Source organism: Cryptosporangium sp. NPDC051539, from assembly GCF_044454545.1.
Taxonomy (GTDB): domain Bacteria; phylum Actinomycetota; class Actinomycetes; order Mycobacteriales; family Cryptosporangiaceae; genus Cryptosporangium.
In genome coordinates this window covers 744,989-763,294 of record NZ_JBITDV010000001.1, presented here as the reverse complement: position 1 = coordinate 763,294, position 18,306 = coordinate 744,989, and the positions used below count along the sequence as shown (strand labels likewise).

Here is an 18,306-nt window from a genome sequence, read left to right as displayed (position 1 = left end):
GTTGCTCGAGATCGAGGACGTGCACCGGGTCTACGGCGGGGGCCGGTTCGGCGGGCGCAGGGTGCACGCCCTGCGCGGGGTGAGCTTCACGGTGCGGCGCGGCGAGCGGTTCGGCATCGTCGGCGAGTCCGGCTCCGGCAAGTCGACGCTGATCCGGCTGCTCGCCGGGCTCGACCAGCCGACGTCCGGGGCGGTCCGGTTCGACGGCCGGGCGGTGTCGGGCCGGAGCGAACGGCAACTGCGGTTCCTGCGCGAGCAGTTGCAGGTCGTGTTCCAGGATCCGATGAGCTCACTGGACCCCCGGATGAACGTCCGTCAGATCGTCAGCGAGCCGCTGGTCGGCACCCGGCATCCGGACCCGGCCGGCCGGGTCCGCGAGCTGCTGGCGGCGGTCGGGCTGGAGGCCGGCGCGGCCGGCCGCTATCCGCACCAGTTCTCCGGCGGGCAGCGGCAGCGGATCTCGATCGCCCGCGCGCTCGCTCCGCAGCCCTCGGTGCTGATCGCCGACGAGCCGGTCAGCGCACTGGACGTCTCGGTGCGGGCGCAGATCCTCAACCTGCTCGCCGACCTGGTCGACGAGTTCGCGCTGACGATGGTCTTCGTCTCCCACGACCTCTCGGTCGTGCGCCGGGTGTGCGACCGGGTCGCCGTGCTGCACGACGGAGAACTGGTCGAGGTGGGCACGACCGACCAGGTCTACTCCGACCGGGCGCAGCCCTACACCCGCCGGCTCGTCGCGGCGATCCCGACGATCGAGCGTGCGCTGGCCGGCGTCGACGCCGAGCGTCTGGCCGGCGAGGTCACCGCCGCCGGCAGTGCTCCGGCCGGCGCCGGGGAAGTACAGGAGGGGTGATGGACGACTATCCCGTCCCGCCCGGGCTGCCGATCGGCGAGGCCTGGCGCCCGGTCGCCGAGACGTCTCCGGTCCGTTTCCCGTACGACGGCAGCACGGTGACACAAGCGCCGGTGGGCGACGTCGACGCGGCCCGCGCCGCACTGGACGCGGCCGCCGAAGTGGCCCCGGCGGTGGCCGCCCTGCCCACGCGCGTCCGGCACGACGTGCTGCTCGGCGTGCACGCCCGGCTGACCGCTCTGGCGCCGGAGTTCGAGCGGTTACTGGTGCTGGAGACCGGCAAGCCGCTCAACGACTGCCGTACCGAGGTGGCCAGGACCCTGCTGACGCTCGTCACGTCGGCCGAGGAGGCGGCCCGGATCCACGGCGAGACCGTGCCGCTGGACGGCCTGCCCGCAGGCGACGGGATGGTCGGCTTCTACCTGCGGGTGCCGATCGGCGTGGTCGTCGGCATCGCCGGGTTCAACTACCCGCTGCTGCTGGCGACCCACAAGATCGGCCCGGCGCTGGCGGCCGGCTGCCCGATCATCGTCAAGCCGGCTCCGCAGACGCCGCTGGCCACGCTCTGGCTCGTCCACCTGCTGCGCGAGGTGGGGGAGGAGCACGGCGTTCCGGCCGCGGCCGTCCAGCTGGTCACCGGCGGGGCCGACGTCGGGGCGGCGCTCACCACCGATCCCCGGGTGGCGGCCGTCTCGTTCACCGGCTCGGCGCCGGTCGGGCATCGGATCGCCCGGGCCGTCGCGCCCCGCAAGACGCTGCTGGAGCTGGGAAACACCACCGCGCTGATCGTCGCCGAGGACGCCGACCTGCCGGCCGCCGCCGCGGCCGTGGCCCGGGGCGGGTTCTACGCGTCCGGGCAGGCCTGCATCTCCGTCCAGCGGGTGCTGGTGGTCGAGTCGGTCCGGGACCGGTTCCTCGCGCTGCTGGCCCCGCGGGTGGAGGCGCTGGTGGTCGGCGATCCGCGGTTGCCCGGCACGGACGTCGCCCCGCTGATCGACGCTGGAGCCACCGCGCGGGTGGCGGCCTGGGTCGACGCCGCGGTGGCGGGCGGGGCCTCGCTCCTCACCGGTGACGGCACCGGGCCGACCGTGCTGTCGGACGTGCCCGACGGCGTCGACGCGTGGGACGAGGAGATCTTCGGGCCGGTCGTGTGCGTGCGGTCGGTACCCGACGTGGACACCGCGATCGAGGTGGCCAACCGCTCGCGTTACGGGTTGCACGCGAGCATCTGGACCCGCTCGCTGGCGCACGCGTTCGCCGCGTTGCACCGGCTGGAGGTGGGTGGGGTGGTCGTGAACGACCTGCCCGGGTTCCGCAGCGACCCGATGCCGTACGGAGGCGTCAAGGACTCCGGGATCGGACGGGAGGGGCCGCGCTACGCGATCGAGGAGCTGACCGTGACCCGGATGGCGGTGATCCGGCCGTGACCGGCTATGCGGGCCTGTTCCGGCTGGACGGGGTCCGGGCGGTGGTCGTCGGTGCGGCCAGCGGCATCGGGTTCGAAGCCGCCGAGGCACTGGAGGCCCACGGAGCGTCGGTCACCCGCGCCGATCAGAACTCCTCCGACGGGATCGAGGAACTGGACGTGCTGGACGCCGACGCCATCGTCGCGCTGGCCCGGCGTCCGTTCGACGTACTGGTGTTCACGCCGGCGACCAACGTCCGGAAACGGCTGGCCGACTACACCGACGCGGAGTTCGAGCGGGTGATCGGCCTGAACCTGCGCGCGTCCTTCCAGCTGATCCGTCACTTCGGAGCGGCGATGGCGGCCGCGGGCGGCGGCAGCATCGTCTGCTTCTCCTCGATCAGGGCCGCCACCGTCGAGCCGGGCCAGGGCGTGTACGCGGCCACCAAGTCGGGCCTGGAGTCGCTGGTCCGCACGGCGGCCTCGGAGTTCGGACCGGCCGGCGTGCGGGTCAACGCGATCCGGCCGGGCGTCGTCGCGACGCCGCTCACCGATCAGTTGCGCGCCGACCCGGACTGGGCCGGCGCCTACGCGGCGAAGACGGCGCTGGGCCGCTGGTCCACCCCGGACGAGCTGGCCGGCGCGGTGGTGTACCTGGCCGGACGGGCCAGCACGTACGTCACCGGTTCGGTACTCACCGTCGACGGCGGCTGGACCGCCCAGGACGGCCGGTACGACCCGCCCAACTAGTTCCGAGAAAGGCCGCGCCATGACGCACGAGGTCGTCCTCCTCACCCAGCAGCTCGTCCGGCTGCGCACGGTCAACGATCCCGAGGCCGGTACCGCGGAGGCGCCCGCCGCGGCGGTCGTCGAGGAGCTCATGCGGTCGTTCGGGTGGCCGGTGCAGGTCGAGGAGGTCGCGCCGGGGCGGCCCAACGTGATCGCGGTCGTGGACGGCGGCGGCGGCCCCGGCCCGACGCTGCTGTTCGAGGGGCACACCGACGTCGTGACCGAGGGCGCGCGCGACACCTGGAGCGTCGACCCGTACAGCGGGGACATCGTCGACGGCGTGCTCTGGGGGCGCGGTTCGGCCGACATGAAGTCCGGTGTCGCGGCGATGATCCACGCGACCCGCCGGCTCCAGCTCGCCGGTCCGTTCCCGGGCCGGATCGTCGTCGCCGCGCTGGTGGACGAGGAGGGCATGATGCTCGGCGCGAAGCACTTCGCCCGCAGCCCGCTGGCCGCCGAGGTGGACGCGGCGATCATCTGCGAGCCGGAGGCGGGCGAGATCTGCACCTGCGCGAAGGGCGCGATCCGGCTGCGGGTCGAGCTGGGAGGCGCGATGGCCCACGGCGCGATGCCGCACCAGGGCCGTAACCCGATCCTGCCGCTGGCGCCGCTGCTGGCGGCCGTGGCCGGTTACGAGCGCGAACTCGACGAGCGGTTCGGCGAGCACGAGCACCTGGGCCGGGTCTACCTGACGCCCACCGTCGTCCAGGCCGGGCGCGGGGAACAGGGCAACGTGATCCCTGCGGAGGCGTTCGTCCACCTCGACGTCCGCTCGGTGCCCGGCGTCGACCACGCCGAGGTGATCGCCCGGGTGCGCGCGCTGGCGTGCGCGGCGGCCGAGCCCTACGGCGTCACGGCGTCGGTGGAGGTGGTGGACGACCGGCCGCCGGTGGAGATCCCGGCCGACTCGCCGATCGCGGCGGCCGTGCTGGGCGCGCACGAGGCCGTCACCGGCGAGCCCGGACTCCTCGGCGGCGTCCCGGGGACGACCGACGGCACGATCCTGTTCCGGGACGCGTCGATCCTGTCGGTCGTCTACGGGCCGGGCGGGAAGTGGATCGCCCACCAGGCCGACGAGTTCGTCGCGGTGGATGAGATCGTGACCAGCATGAACGTTTACGTCGAGGCGGCCAGGCGCTTCCTGACCGGCGCGTGAGCACGGAGTCCGTACCCGGGACGGCCGCGGCGGCCGGGCCGTCGCCGGGCGCTCGCTACGGGCACCGCGGGTCCGGGCCGACCAACTCGCTGGGCGACGTCGCCGGGCTGCGCGTCGGGCACGAGACCCGGATCGGCGCCGGCTGGCTGAGCGGCACCACCGTGGTGCTCGCCCCCGAGGGCGGCATGGTGGCCGGGGTCGACGTCCGCGGCGGCGGGCCGGGTACGCGGGAGACCGACCTGCTCGATCCGCGGGCCTCGGTCGACCGCGTGCACGCGGTCGTGTTCTCCGGCGGCAGCGCCTACGGGCTCGCGGCGGCGTCCGGTGTCGCCGACGTGCTCGGTGAGCGGGGCATCGGGCTGACGGTCGGCACCGCGCCGGGCGAGGTCGTGCCGATCGTGCCGTCGGCCGTCGTCTTCGACCTGGGCCGCGGTGGCGACTTCACCCGCCGCCCGGGCCTCGCCGAGGGAGCGGCCGCGGCCCGGGCCGCCCTGGCCGCCGAGCCCGGCACCGCCGTGCCGCTGGGCGCGCTCGGCGCCGGCACCGGCACGGTCGCGGGCGGTTTGAAGGGCGGCATCGGCTCGGCCAGCGCCGTCCTCTCCAGCGGTGCCATCGTGGCCGCGCTGGTGGTGCTCAACGCGCACGGCACCTGCGTGGACCCGGAAACCGGCGAACCGCTGGCCGCGCGTCTGCTGGCGCCGGGTGACGTCCGGCTGCGCCGGCCGGATCCGGCCGAGGCCCGGGCCTGGGACGCGCCCGGCGTCCTCCCCCCGACCGTCGTGCAGAACACCACGCTCGGCCTGGTCGCCACCGATCTGACGCTGACCAAGGCGCAGTGCACCAAGCTCGCCGGGGTCGGGCAGGACGGGCTGGCCCGCGCGATCGACCCGGCGCACACGCTTTTCGACGGCGACACGCTGTTCGGCGCGTCCACCGCGACCCGTCCTGCGCCGGACCTCACTCTGCACTACGAACTTCTGGACGCCGCGGCCCGCTGCGTCTCGCGGGCGGTGGTCCGGGCGCTGCTGGCCGCCGGCTCCGTCACCACCAGCGGCGGCTCGTGGCCCGGCTACGCCGACGTCTTCCCCAGCGCCGTCCGTTAGCCCAGGGCTTCCGTCAGGAGCGCGACCAGCGCCTCCAGCTGCACGTCGGCCGACGGGACGATCTCGGAGTCCGAGCCGTCCAGCGCCCGGGCGGCGAGCCCGGCCTTGGTGTCGATCAGTTCGGCGATCCGCGCGTCGACGGTCTGGGCCGCGATGATGCGCCACGCGGTGACCGGCTCGGTCTGGCCGATGCGGTGGCTGCGGTCGATGGCCTGGGTCTGCTCGGCGTCGGTCCAGGACAGCTCCGCGAGCACGACGTTCGACGCGACCTGCAGGTTGAGCCCGACCCCGGCCGCGGTCAGCGAACACACCGCGATCGCCACGTCGGGGTCGTTGACGAACGCGTCGATGTTGCGCTGCCGCGTCTTGGGGGTCTGGTCGCCGCGGATCGACGCGAACCCCACGCCCTGCTTGGCGAAGATCTCCTCGGCCTCGTCCATCACGTCGACGTGCTTGGCGAAGAAGACGACCTTGCCGGCGCTGCGGGCCAGCTGGGCGGCGTAGTCGGCGGCGGGGCCGGCCTTCGCCTGCCCGATGCGCCGCATCATGCTGAACACGTTCTCGCCGGACGTCGTCGTGGAGTCCTTGAGCTCGGCCCGGGCGATGCGGCGCACGAGCACCTGGTCCACGCGGTCGGTCGAACCGCCCGCGAGGGTGTACTGCTCGACCAGACGGCGGGTCAGGCTCCGCTCGGCGGCGCGGATCGACCGGCCGGCCGAACCGTCGAGCTCGACCGGCAGGTCGGCGATGCGGCGGTCGGGGATGTCGGCGGCGACGTCGACCTTGCGGCGCCGGACGATGCCACGGTCGATGACGCACCGGCGGGCCGCGGGATAGAAGCCCGGGTCCGCGGGCGTCAGATCGGTCTCCTCCAGCGCGTGCATCAGCTCGCCGAGCGGCTTCGTGTCGTCGATCCAGCCGAGGAACTGCCAGATCGCCCGGAAGTCGTCGATGTCGTTGATCAGCGGCGTACCGGTCAGGGCCATCAGCAGCGGCTGCCCGGTACGCGACCGGATGCGTTCGGCGAGCTCGAGGACGTGCTGCGAGCGCTGCGAGGTCTTGTTCTTGATGAAGTGCGCCTCGTCGACGACCATGCCCCGGAAACCGAAGTCGCCGAGCCAGCCGACGTGGCGGTCGAGCACCTCGTAGTTGACGACGACGATGTCGGCGTAGCCGTCGACGGTGTCGCCGTTGCCCTGCACGATCGTGACGGCGCGGTGCGGCGTCCAGAGGCCGGCCTCACGGGCCCAGTTCGTCTTGACGACGTTCGGCACGACCGCGAGCAGCGGGTACGCACCGGCGGCCTCCGCGGCGAGCAGCGCCTGGGCCGTCTTGCCCAGGCCCGGTTCGTCCGCGAGCAGGAAGGTCCGGTGACCGGCGGCGGCCGCGGCGACCAGCTGGGCCTGGTGGGCCATGAGCTTCGGGTAGCGCGCTGTCATCGCTTCCGGCGGCGGCAGTTCCATGCACGCGGGATCGCCGCTCCCGGCGCGCTCGAACGAGCTGAGCAGCGGGCCGAGCAGTTCCCAGCTGGCCAGGCGGCGCGGGCGGGCGGTGGAGCGCTGTGCGAAGCCGGAGTAGTCCGGGGCCAGGAACGGAGTGGCCAGCTGCCGGGTGGCCACCGACTGCGGCACCACGCGCCGCTCGGGAGCGGCCGGGGTCTCGGCGGGCGGCGGCGCCTCCTCGGGGGCGGGCTCGATCCCGGCGGAGAGGAGCATCTCGCGTTTGAGTGACCGGACGGAGTCGGCGACCACGGTGTCCTCGGCGAGCAGCGCCATCAACTCGACGTCGCGGACCGCGGTCGTGGCGAGGATCTGCGCGATACCGTCCAGGCGCTTGAGCTGCTCGGTCCGGTGACTCTCGGTACCGGCCTTACCGGCGTCGCCCGCGCGCAGGCGGGCGCGTTCCTCCCGCAGCAGCAGGGCGACGGCGTGGAACTTCGTGCGGACGGCAGGCGTCACGCGTCCGCGCTGGGCGGCCGCCTCGATCTCGCGTGCGGTGCCCGCGAGCAGCGCGATGACGTCGCCGCGAGTGCGGCTCCGCTGGTTGCGCGGGGCGGGACGGCGAGCACCCGATCGGCGCTGGCCTGGTCGAGCCATACAACTCTCCTTCTGATGCGGGCACGTCGGTAGGAGCCTCGGAGGGCGTCCTCCCGGCGCCGGCGTCCAGCGAGTACGCGAGCCGGCGGGCGTGCCTCGCTGATGTCAACGCCTGCGAGAGCGCAATGTTCCCCTGGGTACCCCACGGTGACGGGACGAGACGTGCTGATCGCCGTCACCCAGGAGTCCAGCACCGCGCCTGGCCTCCCCATCCTAGGTGCTTGGTGCGATTCACCCGCAACACGATGGCCACGACTGACGGCCGGCGGTCCTCGGGGGAGTCGCCCGGGCCTCACGACCGTTCACAGGAAAGCGCTTCCATTCGGCGCTCACAATCGGCCGTTCATCGCGCCGATCCGCCACAAGCCGGTGACAAAGTTGAAATATCCGTACGCTCTGGACCCCGCCGCTCCCCACCCCTGCGGGTCTCCTGGCCGCGGTTCCGCGCGCAGCGGATCCCTGGATCGCGGCCGGACCGGCCCGCGTCTCTGGAAAGGACAGCGTGTGTTCACACGACGAATCGCCGCGGTGACCGCCGGGGCGTTGATGGCGTCCATTCTGGCCGCCTGCGGCTCCGGTGGTTCCGGTGACGACGCCAAGACGCTCACCTACTGGGCCAGCAACCAGAGCATCAGCCTGGAGAAAGACGCCGAGATCCTGAAACCCGAACTGGCGAAGTTCGAGAAGCAGACCGGCATCAAGGTCAAAGTCGAGGTCGTCCCGTGGTCGGACCTGCTCAACCGCCTGCTCGCCGCAGCGACCAGCGGCCAGGGCCCGGACGTCGTCAACATCGGTAACACGTGGTCGGCGTCGCTGCAGGCGACCGACGCGTTCGTGCCGTTCGACGACGCGACGATCGACAAGATCGGGGGCAGGAGCAGGTTCGTCCCGTCCGCGCTGGCCGCCACCGGCGCCGAGGGCAAGCCCCCCACGGCGGTGCCGATCTACAGCCTCGCCTACGCGCTCTACTACAACAAGAAGATGTTCGCCGAGGCCGGCCTCACGAAGCCACCGACGACCTGGGAAGAATTCGTCGCCGACGGCAAGAAACTGAGCAAGGGCGGCAAGTGGGGCCTGGCGCAGGAGGGTGCCCACATCTCCGCGCATTCGCACCACGCGTTCACGCTCTCGCAGCAGTACGGCGGCGAGTGGTTCGACAAGTCCGGCAAGCCGACGTTCGACACCCCGCAGAACGCGACGGCGATCAAGCGGTACGTCGACTTCCTGGCCGCCGACAAGATCACGAACCCGGGCAACGCCGAGTACGCGCAGAACGAGTCGGTCTCCGACTTCGCCGCCGGCAAGGTCGCGATGCTGCTCTGGCAGGCCGCGGGGACGCAGCTGGCCCTCCACGGCATGAAGGCCGAGCAGTGGGGCGTCGCCCCGGTTCCGTTCCCGGCCACCCCGCCCCCCGGGGGCAGGAAGGTCAACAGCATGGTCGCCGGCATCAACATCGCGATCTTCAAGCACTCCAAGAACCAGGAGGGTGCGCTGGACTTCGTGAAGTTCATGACCGGCGACGAGGAGCAGACCGTGCTCAACAAGGCCTACGGCTCGCTGCCGTCGGTCACGAGCCTGTCCGGCGACCCGGCGTTCGCCGGGCCCGAGCAGAAGGTGATCGCGGAGACGCTCGCCGGCACGGCCGCCCCGCTGCCGCAGGTGCCCGAGGAGAGCCAGTACGAGACGTTGGTGGGCGGCGTGATGAACGACCTCTTCGCCGCGGCCGCCAAGGGCAAGTCACCCTCGGTCGGCGAGATCCAGGACAAGCTGAAAACAGCCGAGGAACAGGTCAAGTAAGACGCCGCGGACGACGGTCCGGGACGCGCGTCCCGGACCGTCGTGGGCCGGACCGACACCAGACGGGACCCCTCAGCAATGACGACGACGATCTCGGCGCCCGACGAGGCGCCCCCCGACCCCGGCACACCACCGCGCCGCCGGCGGCGCCGGACCCCCTCACTTCCCTACCTGCTGCTGATTCCGGCGATCGTGCTGGAACTGGCCGTGCACGTCATCCCGATGCTCACCGGCATCTGGATGAGCCTGCGCGAACTGACCCAGTTCCACATCCGGGACTGGTCGGGCGCGCCGTTCATCGGCCTCGACAACTACAAGGTCGCCCTCGACTTCGACAGCGCCACCGGCAAAGAGCTGGTGCACTCGTTCTGGGTGACGACGGCCTGCACGATCCTGGTGGTCGGGCTGTCCTACGGACTCGGCCTGACCGCCGCGGTTCTCCTGCAGCGCCCGTTCCGCGGCCGCGCGCTGCTCCGGACGCTGTTCCTGACGCCGTACGCGCTGCCGGTGTACGCCGCGGTGATCATCTGGAGCTTCCTGTTGCAGCGCGACACCGGCGCACTGAACCACGTGCTCGTCGACCAGCTGCATCTCGTCGACGACCGGCCGTTCTGGCTGATCGGCGGCAACAGCTTCTGGTCGCTGGTGATCGTCATGGTGTGGAAGCACTGGCCGTTCGCGTTCCTCTGCCTGATGGCCGGGCTGCAGAGCATCCCGCAGGACCTCTACGAGGCCGCGTACATGGACGGCGCGGGCTTCTGGCGCCGGCTGCGCGCGGTGACGCTGCCGATGCTCGGTCCGGTCAACCAGGTACTGCTGCTCGTGCTCTTCCTCTGGACGTTCAACGACTTCAACACCCCGTACGTCCTGTTCGGCAAAGCGGCCCCCGATCAGGCCGACCTGATCTCGATCCACATCTACGACAGCTCGTTCGTGACCTGGAACTTCGGGCTCGGCTCGGCGATGTCGGTCGCGCTGCTGCTGTTCCTGAGCGTGGTCTCGGGGACCTACCTGTTCCTGACGAGGAAGGCGAGGACCGATGCGTGAGACCGTCGCCGAGCGCTGGTCGCGGCGGATCGTCCTGACCCTGCTGACGCTGTTCGTGCTCGTCCCGCTCTACGTCATGCTGTCGACCGCGATCAAACCGCTGAGCGACGTCCGGGACTCGTTCTCGTGGCTCCCGAAACGGGTGTCGCTCGACGCGTTCGTCGACATGTGGGAGACCGTGCCGCTCGGTCGATACCTGGTGAACAGCCTGATCGTCTCGACCGCCGCGGCCGTGCTGTCGGTCGCGATCGCGATCCTGGCGGCCTACGCCACGAGCCGCTGGCGGTTCCGCGGCCGCGGGCTGTTCCTCGCCAGCGCGCTCTCGACCCAGATGTTCCCGGGCATCCTGTTCCTGCTGCCGCTCTTCCTGATCTACGTCAACGTGGGCCGGGCTACCGGGATCGAGCTCTACGCGAGCCGGACCGGCCTGGTCCTCACGTACCTCACGTTCTCGCTGCCGTTCTCGATCTGGATGCTCGTCGGCTATTTCGACGCGATCCCTCGCGAGCTGGACGAGGCGGCGTCCGTCGACGGCGCCGGGCCGATGCGCATTCTGTTCCGGGTCCTGATCCCGACCGCCGTGCCGGGCATTCTCGCGGTCACGGTCTACGCGTTCATGACCGCGTGGGGTGAGGTCCTGTTCGCCTCGGTCATGACCGACGAGACGACCCGGACGGTCGCGGTGGGCCTGGCCGGCTATTCGACGCAGTACGACGTCTACTGGAACCAGATCATGGCGGCGTCGCTGGTCGTCAGCGTCCCGGTCGTGGCCGCGTTCCTGTTCCTGCAGAAGTACTTCGTGGCCGGGCTGACGGCCGGGGCGGTCAAGTGAGTCGTTCTGGCCCCACCGGCTAGCGTGCGGTGCATGCGGGCGCGTTTCCGGGTGCGTTTCCGGGCCAGACAGGGCGGGCGGCGGGTGGACCTCGTCCTCGGCCTGCTCCTCGTTGCCGGAGTGCTCACCGGGCTCGGGGCCAACACCATCGGGGTGAACTGGCCGCTCGATCTCATCCAGCTGCACGCGGCCGGTGCGCTCGCCGTCCTGCTGCTGGCGCCGTGGAAGTACGTGGTGATCCGCCGGGGCCTCGGTAACCCGCGGCAACGGCGGCCGGCCAAGGCACTCTCCCTGGCGCTGCTGTTCCTCGTGCTGGTGACGATCGGCAGCGGCCTGGTGCACTCGACCGGCCGGGTCGAGGACGTCGGCCCGCTGACGTTGATGCAGATCCACGTGGGTGCCGCGGTCGGCGCGGTCCTGGCGGTGGTCGCGCACTTCTTCGGCCACTGGGTGCGTCCGCGCCGCACCGACGCCGACCGCCGGGCGCTCCTGCGGCTGGCGGTTCTCGGCGCCGGTGCGGCCGTGGCCACGACGGCCTGGGACACCTGGGCGGCCACCGGACGGCGCTTCACCGGCTCGGTGCCCAAGCCCGCCCTCGAGGTCACGTCGTGGATCAACGACGGCATCCAGCGCGTCGAGGCCGGGCAGTGGAGCCTGCGGGTCGGGGAGACGGCGTTCGACCTGGACCGGATCCTGGCCCTGCCGCACGAGCGGTTCACCGCGATCCTGGACTGCACCAGCGGGTGGTACAGCAGCCAGGAGTGGGACGGTGTGCGGCTGAGCGTGTTGCTCGACGGGGCGGGCGTCGAGCCCGGGCGCAGCGTCGAGGTCCGCGCCGTGACCGGCTACGCCCGCTGGTTCGGTGCCGGCACGCTGGACGACGTCTGGCTGGTGACCGCCGTCGGTGGCCGGGCGCTGAGCCCCGGCCACGGCTTCCCGGCCCGGATCGTGGCGCCGGGACGCCGCGGGTTCTGGTGGGTCAAGTGGGTGGCCTCGATCCAGCCGTCGAGCCGCCCGCCCTGGGCGCAGTCGGTGTTCCCGCTGAGCTGAGAACGACGCTGCCGTCGTCCTCCGTGCCCGGCGGCCCGTCCGCCGGCGAGGAGGATCCTGATCGGCACGCCCCGATCGTGCCGGCCCCGCGCACCATTCTTCGCGCGCGTCCGGCGCTTCGCGCGCGTCCGGGCTTCGCGCGCGTCCGGGTGAGGCTCAGAACGTCGTGTAGCCGCCGTCGACCACGAGGATCGAGCCGGTCATGAACGACGACGCCGGGCTGGCCAGGAACACCACGGCCGGGGCGATCTCGGCCGGTTCGGCGGCTCGCTGCATCGGGGCGTCGCCGATCCAGTGGGCGGCGAACTCCGGCCGGTCGATCGGCGTCATGTCGGTGCGCACGTACCCCGGTGCCACGGCGTTGACGCGGACGTTGTGCGGCGCCCACTCGGCCGCCAACGACTTCGTCAGATGGTGCACGCCGGCCTTGGAGGCGTTGTAGGCCGGCTGCCACTGGGGCCGGTTCACGATCTCGCCGGACATCGAACCGACGTTGACGATCGTGCCGCCGCCGGCGCGCACCATGCCCGCCCCGAAGGCCTGGCAGCCGTACCAGACGCCGGTGAGGTTCACCGAGATCACCTCGTGCCAGTCGTGCTCGCTGACCTCCAGCGCCGGGCGGTGGACGCACGTCCCGGCGTTGTTGACCAGCACGTCGACCGGCCCGAACGCCGCCGTGATCTCGTCGGCGGCGGCGAACACGGCCGCGCGGTCGGCGACGTCGGCGGTGAACGCGGCGGCCCGGATTCCCTTGGCCTCGAGCTCGGCGACCACCTCGGCGCTGGCCGTGGCGTCCCGGGCCAGGATCGCGACCGCGGCTCCGGCCTCGCCGAGCGCGTGCGCGAACGCCCGGCCCAGTCCGCGGTTGCCGCCGGTGACGACCGCGACCTTGCCGGGCAGCGCGAAAGTGTCCAGAACCGTCATGCGACCGATCTTCCCAGATCGCCGTCTCCACACAACGAACACAGCGCGCGCACCGGATCCACCCACCGGCCACTTAGCGTCTCGGGTATGAGGGTGCTGCTGATTCTTCCGGCACTGACCGAGGCGACGAGTCCGGCGTTCCGCCCGATCAAATACTCGCTGTTCCCGCCGCTGGGGCTGGCGACGCTGGCCGCCTACCTTCCCGACGACGACGAGGTGCGCATCGTCGACGAACACGTGGAGCGGTTCCGGCCGGAGGACTCCGATCTCCCCGACCTCGTCGTCATCCAGGTGTACGTCACGTCGGCGCGCCGGTCGTACGAGCTCGCCGACTGGTTCCGCGAACGCGGTGTGTTCGTGGCGCTGGGCGGCCTGCACGTCACCTCGCTGCCCGACGAGGCGGCCGCCCACGCCGACGCGATCTTCCTCGGCCCCGGAGAAGACACCTGGCCCGCCTTCCTCGCCGACCTACGCCCCTCCGGCCTGCGCCCCTCCGGCATGCGACCGGCTGGCCCGCGTCCGGCCGGCCCGCGTCCGGCCGGCCCGCGTCCGGCCGGCCCGCGTCCGGCCGGCCCGCGTCCGGCCGGCCTGCGTCCGGCCGGCCTGCGTCCGGCCGACCTGCGTCCGGCCGGTCTGCGGAGGCGATCGTCGGCGATTCGCTACACCTCGACGAGCCGGACCCTCGAGCGGCTGCCGCCGATCCGGCGGGACCTGATCCGGCGCGAGCGGTACCTGGTCCCGAACTCGATCGTCGTCTCGCGCGGCTGCCCCCACCATTGCGACTTCTGCTACAAGGACGCGTTCTTCGACGGTGGCAAGTCGTTCTACGTCCAACGGGTCGACGACGCGCTCGCCGAGATCGACCGGCTACCCGGCCGGCACCTGTACTTCCTCGACGACCACCTGTTCGGCAACCGGCGCTTCGCCCAGGAGCTGTTCGCCGGAATGCGCGGCCAGGGCCGGGTGTGGCAGGCAGCCGGCACGGTCGACTCGGTGCTCGCCCCCGACCTGCTGGAGTCCGCGGTCGACGCCGGGCTACGGAGCCTGTTCGTCGGCTTCGAGACGATCAACGCGGCGAACCTGCCCGGGCAGCGGAAGCGGCAGAACGTCGGCCGCAGTTACGAGGACGTGGTGCGCCGGTTGCACGACTGCGGGGTGATGGTCAATGCCAGTTTCGTCTTCGGCATGGACGAGGACGGCCCCGACGTCTTCGACCGGACCGTGGCCTGGGCGATCGAGCAGGGCATCGAGACGGCGACGTTCCACATCATGACGCCGTACCCCGGGACGGGTCTCTTCACGAGAATCGACGCCGAGGACCGCCTCGTGCACCGCGACTGGGAGCGCTACGACACCCGTCACGTCGTGTACCGGCCGCGCGGGATGACGGCCGGGCAGCTGGAGGCCGGCTACTGGCGGGCCTACCGGGACTTCTACCGGTGGGGTGCGCTGTGGCGGAGTGCGGCGACCAAAGACGCGCTGGGGGATCGGCTGCGTCACCTGGCCTACGCGGGTGGGTGGAAGAAGTTCGAGCCGGTCTGGGACGCGTTGATCAGGACGCGCCAGGTCCTGCACGCGCTGCCCCTACTGGAAACCGCCCTCTCGAGCTTCGGCACCCGCTAGCCCGAGGAACCGAGCCACGTGAGCGACCACGAACTGGTGGTCGTCGACCTGGGGAAGCCCCGAGACCGCGATCGAGCCGATGCATCCGCTTCCGGCGACGATCAGCGGGAACGCCCCGCCGTGGGCGGCGTACGCGCCGGTGTCGAGCCGGGAGTCGGTGTCGAAATCGCCGCCGCCGGCCCGGAACAGGCAACCGACGTAGTACGACGAGTGGCCGTACCGTTCCACCACCGCGGCCTTGCGCTCGAGCCAACCGTCGTTGTCGGCCGACGCTCCGGGCAGCGCGGTGTGGAACAGCTGCTGCCGTCCGCGCCGGATCGCGATCGCCACCGGCAGGCTCGCGGCGTCCGCGGCCGAGCGCAGCGCACTCCCGAGCTCCCATGCGACCCGTTCGTCGAATCGCGGAAACACCAACCGCTGCTCCTCCGCCAGGAGCGCCGCCAGCTCACCCCGCGCCCCCTCACCCGCCGCCCCTTCACCGAGCGCCCCTTCACCCGGCGCCGGGTCGCTCCGCTCGCGCCTGCTCCGCTCGCTCATCGGGCGCTCACCTCGACGACCGTCCCGGTACGGACGCTGGCCCGGGCCGCGTCCAGCACCACCGCGGTCGCGATCGCGTCGGCCGCCTCGACCGGCGGCGGCCCCTCGCCACGGACGGCGGCCGCGAACCGCGGATAGAACGTGTCCCAGCGACCACGCTCGGTCGGGCGGACCGACGACGAGCCGCCCGCGTACACACGACCGAACCTCTCCGCCTGCTCCACCCCCCACACCTCCGCGGGGGCCCCCGCGATCAGCTGCTCCTCCTGGCCGTCGCCTGCGGCCACCACGTAGGTAGCCGCCGACCCGGTCACCCGCCACCGCGGCCCGGGCGCGAACTGACCCCAGCTGCCCCATAGGTGCGACCGTGCCCCCGACACGTGCGTCAAGGCGACGAACACGTCGTCGTCCAGCCCCGATTCGCGCTCCCGCAGTTCCGCGTAGACACCACGCACCGGCCCGAGCAGGAACAGCGCCTGATCCACCAGGTGGCTGCCGAAGTCCAGCAGCGTCCCGCCTCCGGCGGATCCGGGTCCGTCCTCCGGCGCATAGCGCTCGAAGCGGGACTCCAGACGGGTGACGGTGCCGAGCGTGCCGTCGTCGACCAAGGCCCGGACCGTGCGGAAGTCCGAGTCTTCGCGCCGGTTCTGGTACGGGCTGAGCACCAGCCCGAGCTGCCTGCTGAGCTCGACCGTGGCGCGGGCGGCGTCGGCGTCGAGCGCGAACGGCTTGTCGCAGACGACGGCGAGCCCCAGCCGCAGCGCCTCCTCGGTCAGCGCGGTGTGGGTGCCGGCCGGCGTCGAGATCGCGACCGCCTCGGCCCCGAGCTCCACCAGGTCGGTCAGGCTCGCGACCGTCGGGGTGCCGGGGAGTTCCCGCTCGACGAGCGCCCGGCGTTCGGGCGCCGACGTCCGGACGCCGACCAGCTCGCACTCCCGCGCCGCCCGGAGCAGCGGGGCATGGAAGTAGCGTCCGCCGAAGCCGTACCCGACGAGACCGAATCGCACTGGCGTCTGCATGGTGACGATCAAACCAGTCGCCGCCGCGGATGGATCAGCACCTCGCTGCCGAGCGGAACGAATCCGGCGGCCAGGAACGCCCGGAGCGACGTCGGCGTCGGTCACCACCGGCAGGGCTGCGGGACCACCGGCGCCGCGACCGGCCATCGTCACGTCGAGGTCGCCGACGTGACCGGCCGGGCCGGCCAGGAACCGCAAGAAGTCCGGCGCCATCGCCCCGCCGAAACCGTCCGGCCGCTCCAGCGCGAGCCGCCCGGCGCTCAGCGCGGTCGCCACCACCGCGTGGCCGGTGAACGCCACCGCGCACTCCGCGCCCCGGGCCAGCGCCGGCACGGTCGTCACCGCTCCGTCCACGTCCGGGAACCGCCCGTCGGCCGCGTCGAGGAAGTACCGAAGCAACGCATGCACCGTCCGATTATGGTGCCGGCATGGCGATGCTTACCCAGTTGACCGGTCTGCTGGCGGACGTCGCGCTGGGGCTTCCCCGCAGATCCGTGCCCTACGAGGTCCGGAGGGACGTGCCGGTGCCCATGCCCGACGGTGTGGCGCTCCTGGGCGACCACTACCTCCCCACCGGAGCGCAACGCCCGCGGCCGGTGGTGCTGATCCGGCTGCCCTACGGCCGCGGCGGCCTGTTCGGGCAGGTGTTCGCGGCGCCGCTGGCCCGCCAGGGTTTCCAGGTCTTCGCCCAGGCCACCCGCGGAACGTTCGGCTCCGGCGGCCAGTTCCGGCCGTTCACGGCCGAAAAGGACGACGGCCTGGCCACGCTGGCCTGGCTCCGCGAGCAACCTTGGTGCGACGGCCGGGTCGCGATGACCGGCGGCAGCTACTTCGGGCACACCCAGTGGGCCGTCGCTCCCTACGCCGACCCGCCGCTGGTCTGCGTCTCACCGCACATCACCTCGGCCAACGTCACCAACCGGCTCTTCTACGACCACGGCGTCCCGCAGATCCAGACCGCGCTGAGCTGGTCGGCGCAGATCGGCCGGCAGGAGCGCGGCAGCCTGCCGAGCCCGGTCGTGAAGGCGCGCGTCCGCCGGACGCTCGACCAGCTGCCCCTGCAGGCCGCCGACGTGGCCGTCGCCGACGCCCCGGTGCCGTTCTGGCGCGACTGGATCGCCCACTCCGAGCCGGGCGACACGTTCTGGTCGCAGGCCGACCACGATGCCGGCTACGACCGGATGCCGCCGGCCAACATGGTCACCGGCTGGTGGGACCTGTTCCTCGGCGGCAACCTGGCCGACTACACCGCGCTGCGCGAGGCCGGAAACCCCGCGCGGCTCATCGTCGGCCCCTGGCTGCACGGGGAGATCGGCGAGCTGCGGGCGATCCTGCGCACCGACGTCGCCTGGCTCGACCATCACCTCAACGGCGGATCGGCGCCGACCGGTGCGCCGGTCCGCGTCTACCTGCAGCAGGCCGATCGGTGGCTGGGGTTCGAGTCCTGGCCGCCGGCCGCGGCCGGCGAGCAGGTGCTGCACCTGCGACGCGGCGGCCGGCTCGGCGACGAGCCGGAGGCCGGGGGAGCCGAGCCGCGCCGGTTCACCTACGACCCGGCCGACCCGACCCCGGCCGTCGGCGGGCCGTTGCTGCAGCCCCCCGGCAAGCAGGCCGACAACACCGCGGTCGAAGGCCGCAGCGACGTGCTGACCTACACCGGTCCGGTCCTGCGGTCGGCGGTGGACGTCGTCGGTCCGGTCTCCGCGACCGTGCACGTTCGGACCGAACTGCCTTATGCGGACGTGTTCGTGCGGCTCTGCGACGTCGACGAGAAGGGCGTCTCGCGCAACGTCGTGGACGGCATCCGGCGGCTGGACCCGCGTGCTCCGGACAACCCCGAGGCGGACGACGAGGGCGTGCGGGCCGTGGCGGTGGAGCTGTTCCCCACCGCCTACCGGTTCCGCGCCGGGCATCGCCTGCGGGTGCAGGTCAGTGGGGGCGCGTTCCCGCGGTACGCCCGCAACCCGGGTACGCCGGAGCCGTTCGGCGTCGCGACCGGCGGTCGCTCCTGCGGCTTCGAGGTCTTCCCGGCCGGCTCCCGGATCACGCTCGCGGTGCTTCGCGGATGAATCTCG

Annotated in this window: 15 protein-coding genes; 11 read left to right on the top strand and 4 right to left on the bottom strand. The window is 72.3% G+C overall.

Going from position 1 to position 18,306, the window contains the following annotated elements; translation table 11 throughout:
• Position 1: 1 nt before the first annotated feature.
• From ACIBZJ_RS03610 to ACIBZJ_RS03590, 5 genes are all read left to right on the top strand, one after another.
• A complete protein-coding gene (locus ACIBZJ_RS03610) occupies positions 2-853 on the top strand; it encodes an ABC transporter ATP-binding protein (RefSeq protein WP_395926005.1) in 852 nt (283 codons plus the stop codon).
• Entirely contained in the window at positions 853-2,280 is a 1,428-nt protein-coding gene (locus tag ACIBZJ_RS03605; RefSeq protein WP_395925054.1) for an aldehyde dehydrogenase family protein, read from the top strand. Before ACIBZJ_RS03610 ends, ACIBZJ_RS03605 begins: the two co-directional genes overlap by 1 nt.
• Positions 2,277-3,008, top strand: coding sequence for an SDR family NAD(P)-dependent oxidoreductase (locus ACIBZJ_RS03600; RefSeq protein WP_395925052.1), 732 nt, complete (start codon positions 2,277-2,279; stop codon positions 3,006-3,008). Before ACIBZJ_RS03605 ends, ACIBZJ_RS03600 begins: the two co-directional genes overlap by 4 nt.
• Before the next feature lie 19 nt (positions 3,009-3,027).
• Positions 3,028-4,203: a M20 family metallopeptidase gene (locus ACIBZJ_RS03595; protein WP_395925050.1), complete on the top strand. Its 1,176-nt coding sequence runs from the start codon at positions 3,028-3,030 to the stop codon at positions 4,201-4,203.
• A gap of 89 nt (positions 4,204-4,292) precedes the next feature.
• Positions 4,293-5,306 carry a P1 family peptidase gene (locus ACIBZJ_RS03590; RefSeq protein ID WP_395926003.1) on the top strand — a complete coding sequence of 338 codons (1,014 nt, stop codon included), beginning with the start codon at positions 4,293-4,295 and terminating at the stop codon, positions 5,304-5,306.
• On the opposite strand, the gene ACIBZJ_RS03585 is transcribed toward ACIBZJ_RS03590, so the two are convergent.
• Positions 5,303-7,402, bottom strand: coding sequence for a DEAD/DEAH box helicase (locus ACIBZJ_RS03585; protein ID WP_395925048.1), 2,100 nt, complete (start codon positions 7,400-7,402; stop codon positions 5,303-5,305). The genes ACIBZJ_RS03590 and ACIBZJ_RS03585 overlap by 4 nt on opposite strands.
• Before the next feature lie 546 nt (positions 7,403-7,948).
• On the opposite strand from ACIBZJ_RS03585, the gene ACIBZJ_RS03580 reads away from it, so the two are divergent.
• The 4 genes from ACIBZJ_RS03580 (at position 7,949) to ACIBZJ_RS03565 (ending at position 12,128) form a co-directional block, all read left to right on the top strand.
• Positions 7,949-9,199, top strand: coding sequence for an ABC transporter substrate-binding protein (locus tag ACIBZJ_RS03580; RefSeq protein WP_395926001.1), 1,251 nt, complete (start codon positions 7,949-7,951; stop codon positions 9,197-9,199).
• A gap of 78 nt (positions 9,200-9,277) precedes the next feature.
• The gene (locus ACIBZJ_RS03575) at positions 9,278-10,246 is read left to right on the top strand and encodes a carbohydrate ABC transporter permease (RefSeq protein WP_395925046.1); all 969 of its coding nucleotides are present in this window, start codon (positions 9,278-9,280) and stop codon (positions 10,244-10,246) included.
• On the top strand, positions 10,239-11,078 hold the full coding sequence (locus tag ACIBZJ_RS03570) for a carbohydrate ABC transporter permease (RefSeq protein ID WP_395925044.1): 840 nt from the start codon (positions 10,239-10,241) through the stop codon (positions 11,076-11,078). Before ACIBZJ_RS03575 ends, ACIBZJ_RS03570 begins: the two co-directional genes overlap by 8 nt.
• Positions 11,079-11,111: 33 nt before the next feature.
• On the top strand, positions 11,112-12,128 hold the full coding sequence (locus ACIBZJ_RS03565) for a molybdopterin-dependent oxidoreductase (protein WP_395925042.1): 1,017 nt from the start codon (positions 11,112-11,114) through the stop codon (positions 12,126-12,128).
• 156 nt (positions 12,129-12,284) lie between these two features.
• Here ACIBZJ_RS03565 and ACIBZJ_RS03560 read toward each other — a convergent pair whose 3' ends face one another.
• Entirely contained in the window at positions 12,285-13,052 is a 768-nt protein-coding gene (locus tag ACIBZJ_RS03560) for a glucose 1-dehydrogenase (protein ID WP_395925040.1), read from the bottom strand.
• Positions 13,053-13,139: 87 nt separating this feature from the next.
• Between ACIBZJ_RS03560 and ACIBZJ_RS03555 the strand changes: the two genes are divergently transcribed.
• Complete coding sequence (locus ACIBZJ_RS03555) at positions 13,140-14,675, top strand: B12-binding domain-containing radical SAM protein (RefSeq protein ID WP_395925038.1); 1,536 nt, start codon at positions 13,140-13,142, stop codon at positions 14,673-14,675.
• Here the strand turns inward: ACIBZJ_RS03555 and ACIBZJ_RS03550 are convergent.
• Together ACIBZJ_RS03550 and ACIBZJ_RS03545 are read right to left on the bottom strand one after the other, a co-directional pair.
• The gene (locus tag ACIBZJ_RS03550; protein ID WP_395925036.1) at positions 14,637-15,212 is read right to left on the bottom strand and encodes a heme-degrading domain-containing protein; all 576 of its coding nucleotides are present in this window, start codon (positions 15,210-15,212) and stop codon (positions 14,637-14,639) included. The genes ACIBZJ_RS03555 and ACIBZJ_RS03550 overlap by 39 nt on opposite strands.
• Positions 15,209-16,639, bottom strand: a complete 1,431-nt coding sequence (locus tag ACIBZJ_RS03545) for a Gfo/Idh/MocA family oxidoreductase (RefSeq protein WP_395925034.1) — start codon at positions 16,637-16,639, stop codon at positions 15,209-15,211. The genes ACIBZJ_RS03550 and ACIBZJ_RS03545 overlap by 4 nt, the downstream gene beginning before the upstream one ends.
• A 20-nt stretch (positions 16,640-16,659) precedes the next feature.
• Between ACIBZJ_RS03545 and ACIBZJ_RS03540 the strand changes: the two genes are divergently transcribed.
• Positions 16,660-18,300, top strand: coding sequence for a CocE/NonD family hydrolase (locus ACIBZJ_RS03540; protein WP_395925032.1), 1,641 nt, complete (start codon positions 16,660-16,662; stop codon positions 18,298-18,300).
• Positions 18,301-18,306 lie beyond the last annotated feature (6 nt).

Bases quoted from the DNA above. Each gene is read 5' to 3' on its own strand.
- ACIBZJ_RS03575 (WP_395925046.1), top strand. From the start codon at position 9,278: ATGACGACGACGATCTCGGCGCCCGACGAGGCGCCCCCCGACCCCGGC.
- ACIBZJ_RS03580 (WP_395926001.1), top strand. From the start codon at position 7,949: ATGGCGTCCATTCTGGCCGCCTGCGGCTCCGGTGGTTCCGGTGACGAC.
- ACIBZJ_RS03565 (WP_395925042.1), top strand. From the start codon at position 11,112: ATGCGGGCGCGTTTCCGGGTGCGTTTCCGGGCCAGACAGGGCGGGCGG.
- ACIBZJ_RS03560 (WP_395925040.1), bottom strand. From the start codon at position 13,052: ATGACGGTTCTGGACACTTTCGCGCTGCCCGGCAAGGTCGCGGTCGTC.
- ACIBZJ_RS03585 (WP_395925048.1), bottom strand. From the start codon at position 7,402: ATGGCTCGACCAGGCCAGCGCCGATCGGGTGCTCGCCGTCCCGCCCCG.
- ACIBZJ_RS03550 (WP_395925036.1), bottom strand. From the start codon at position 15,212: ATGAGCGAGCGGAGCAGGCGCGAGCGGAGCGACCCGGCGCCGGGTGAA.
- ACIBZJ_RS03540 (WP_395925032.1), top strand. From the start codon at position 16,660: ATGGCGATGCTTACCCAGTTGACCGGTCTGCTGGCGGACGTCGCGCTG.
- ACIBZJ_RS03570 (WP_395925044.1), top strand. From the start codon at position 10,239: ATGCGTGAGACCGTCGCCGAGCGCTGGTCGCGGCGGATCGTCCTGACC.
- ACIBZJ_RS03605 (WP_395925054.1), top strand. From the start codon at position 853: ATGGACGACTATCCCGTCCCGCCCGGGCTGCCGATCGGCGAGGCCTGG.
- ACIBZJ_RS03555 (WP_395925038.1), top strand. From the start codon at position 13,140: ATGAGGGTGCTGCTGATTCTTCCGGCACTGACCGAGGCGACGAGTCCG.
- ACIBZJ_RS03595 (WP_395925050.1), top strand. From the start codon at position 3,028: ATGACGCACGAGGTCGTCCTCCTCACCCAGCAGCTCGTCCGGCTGCGC.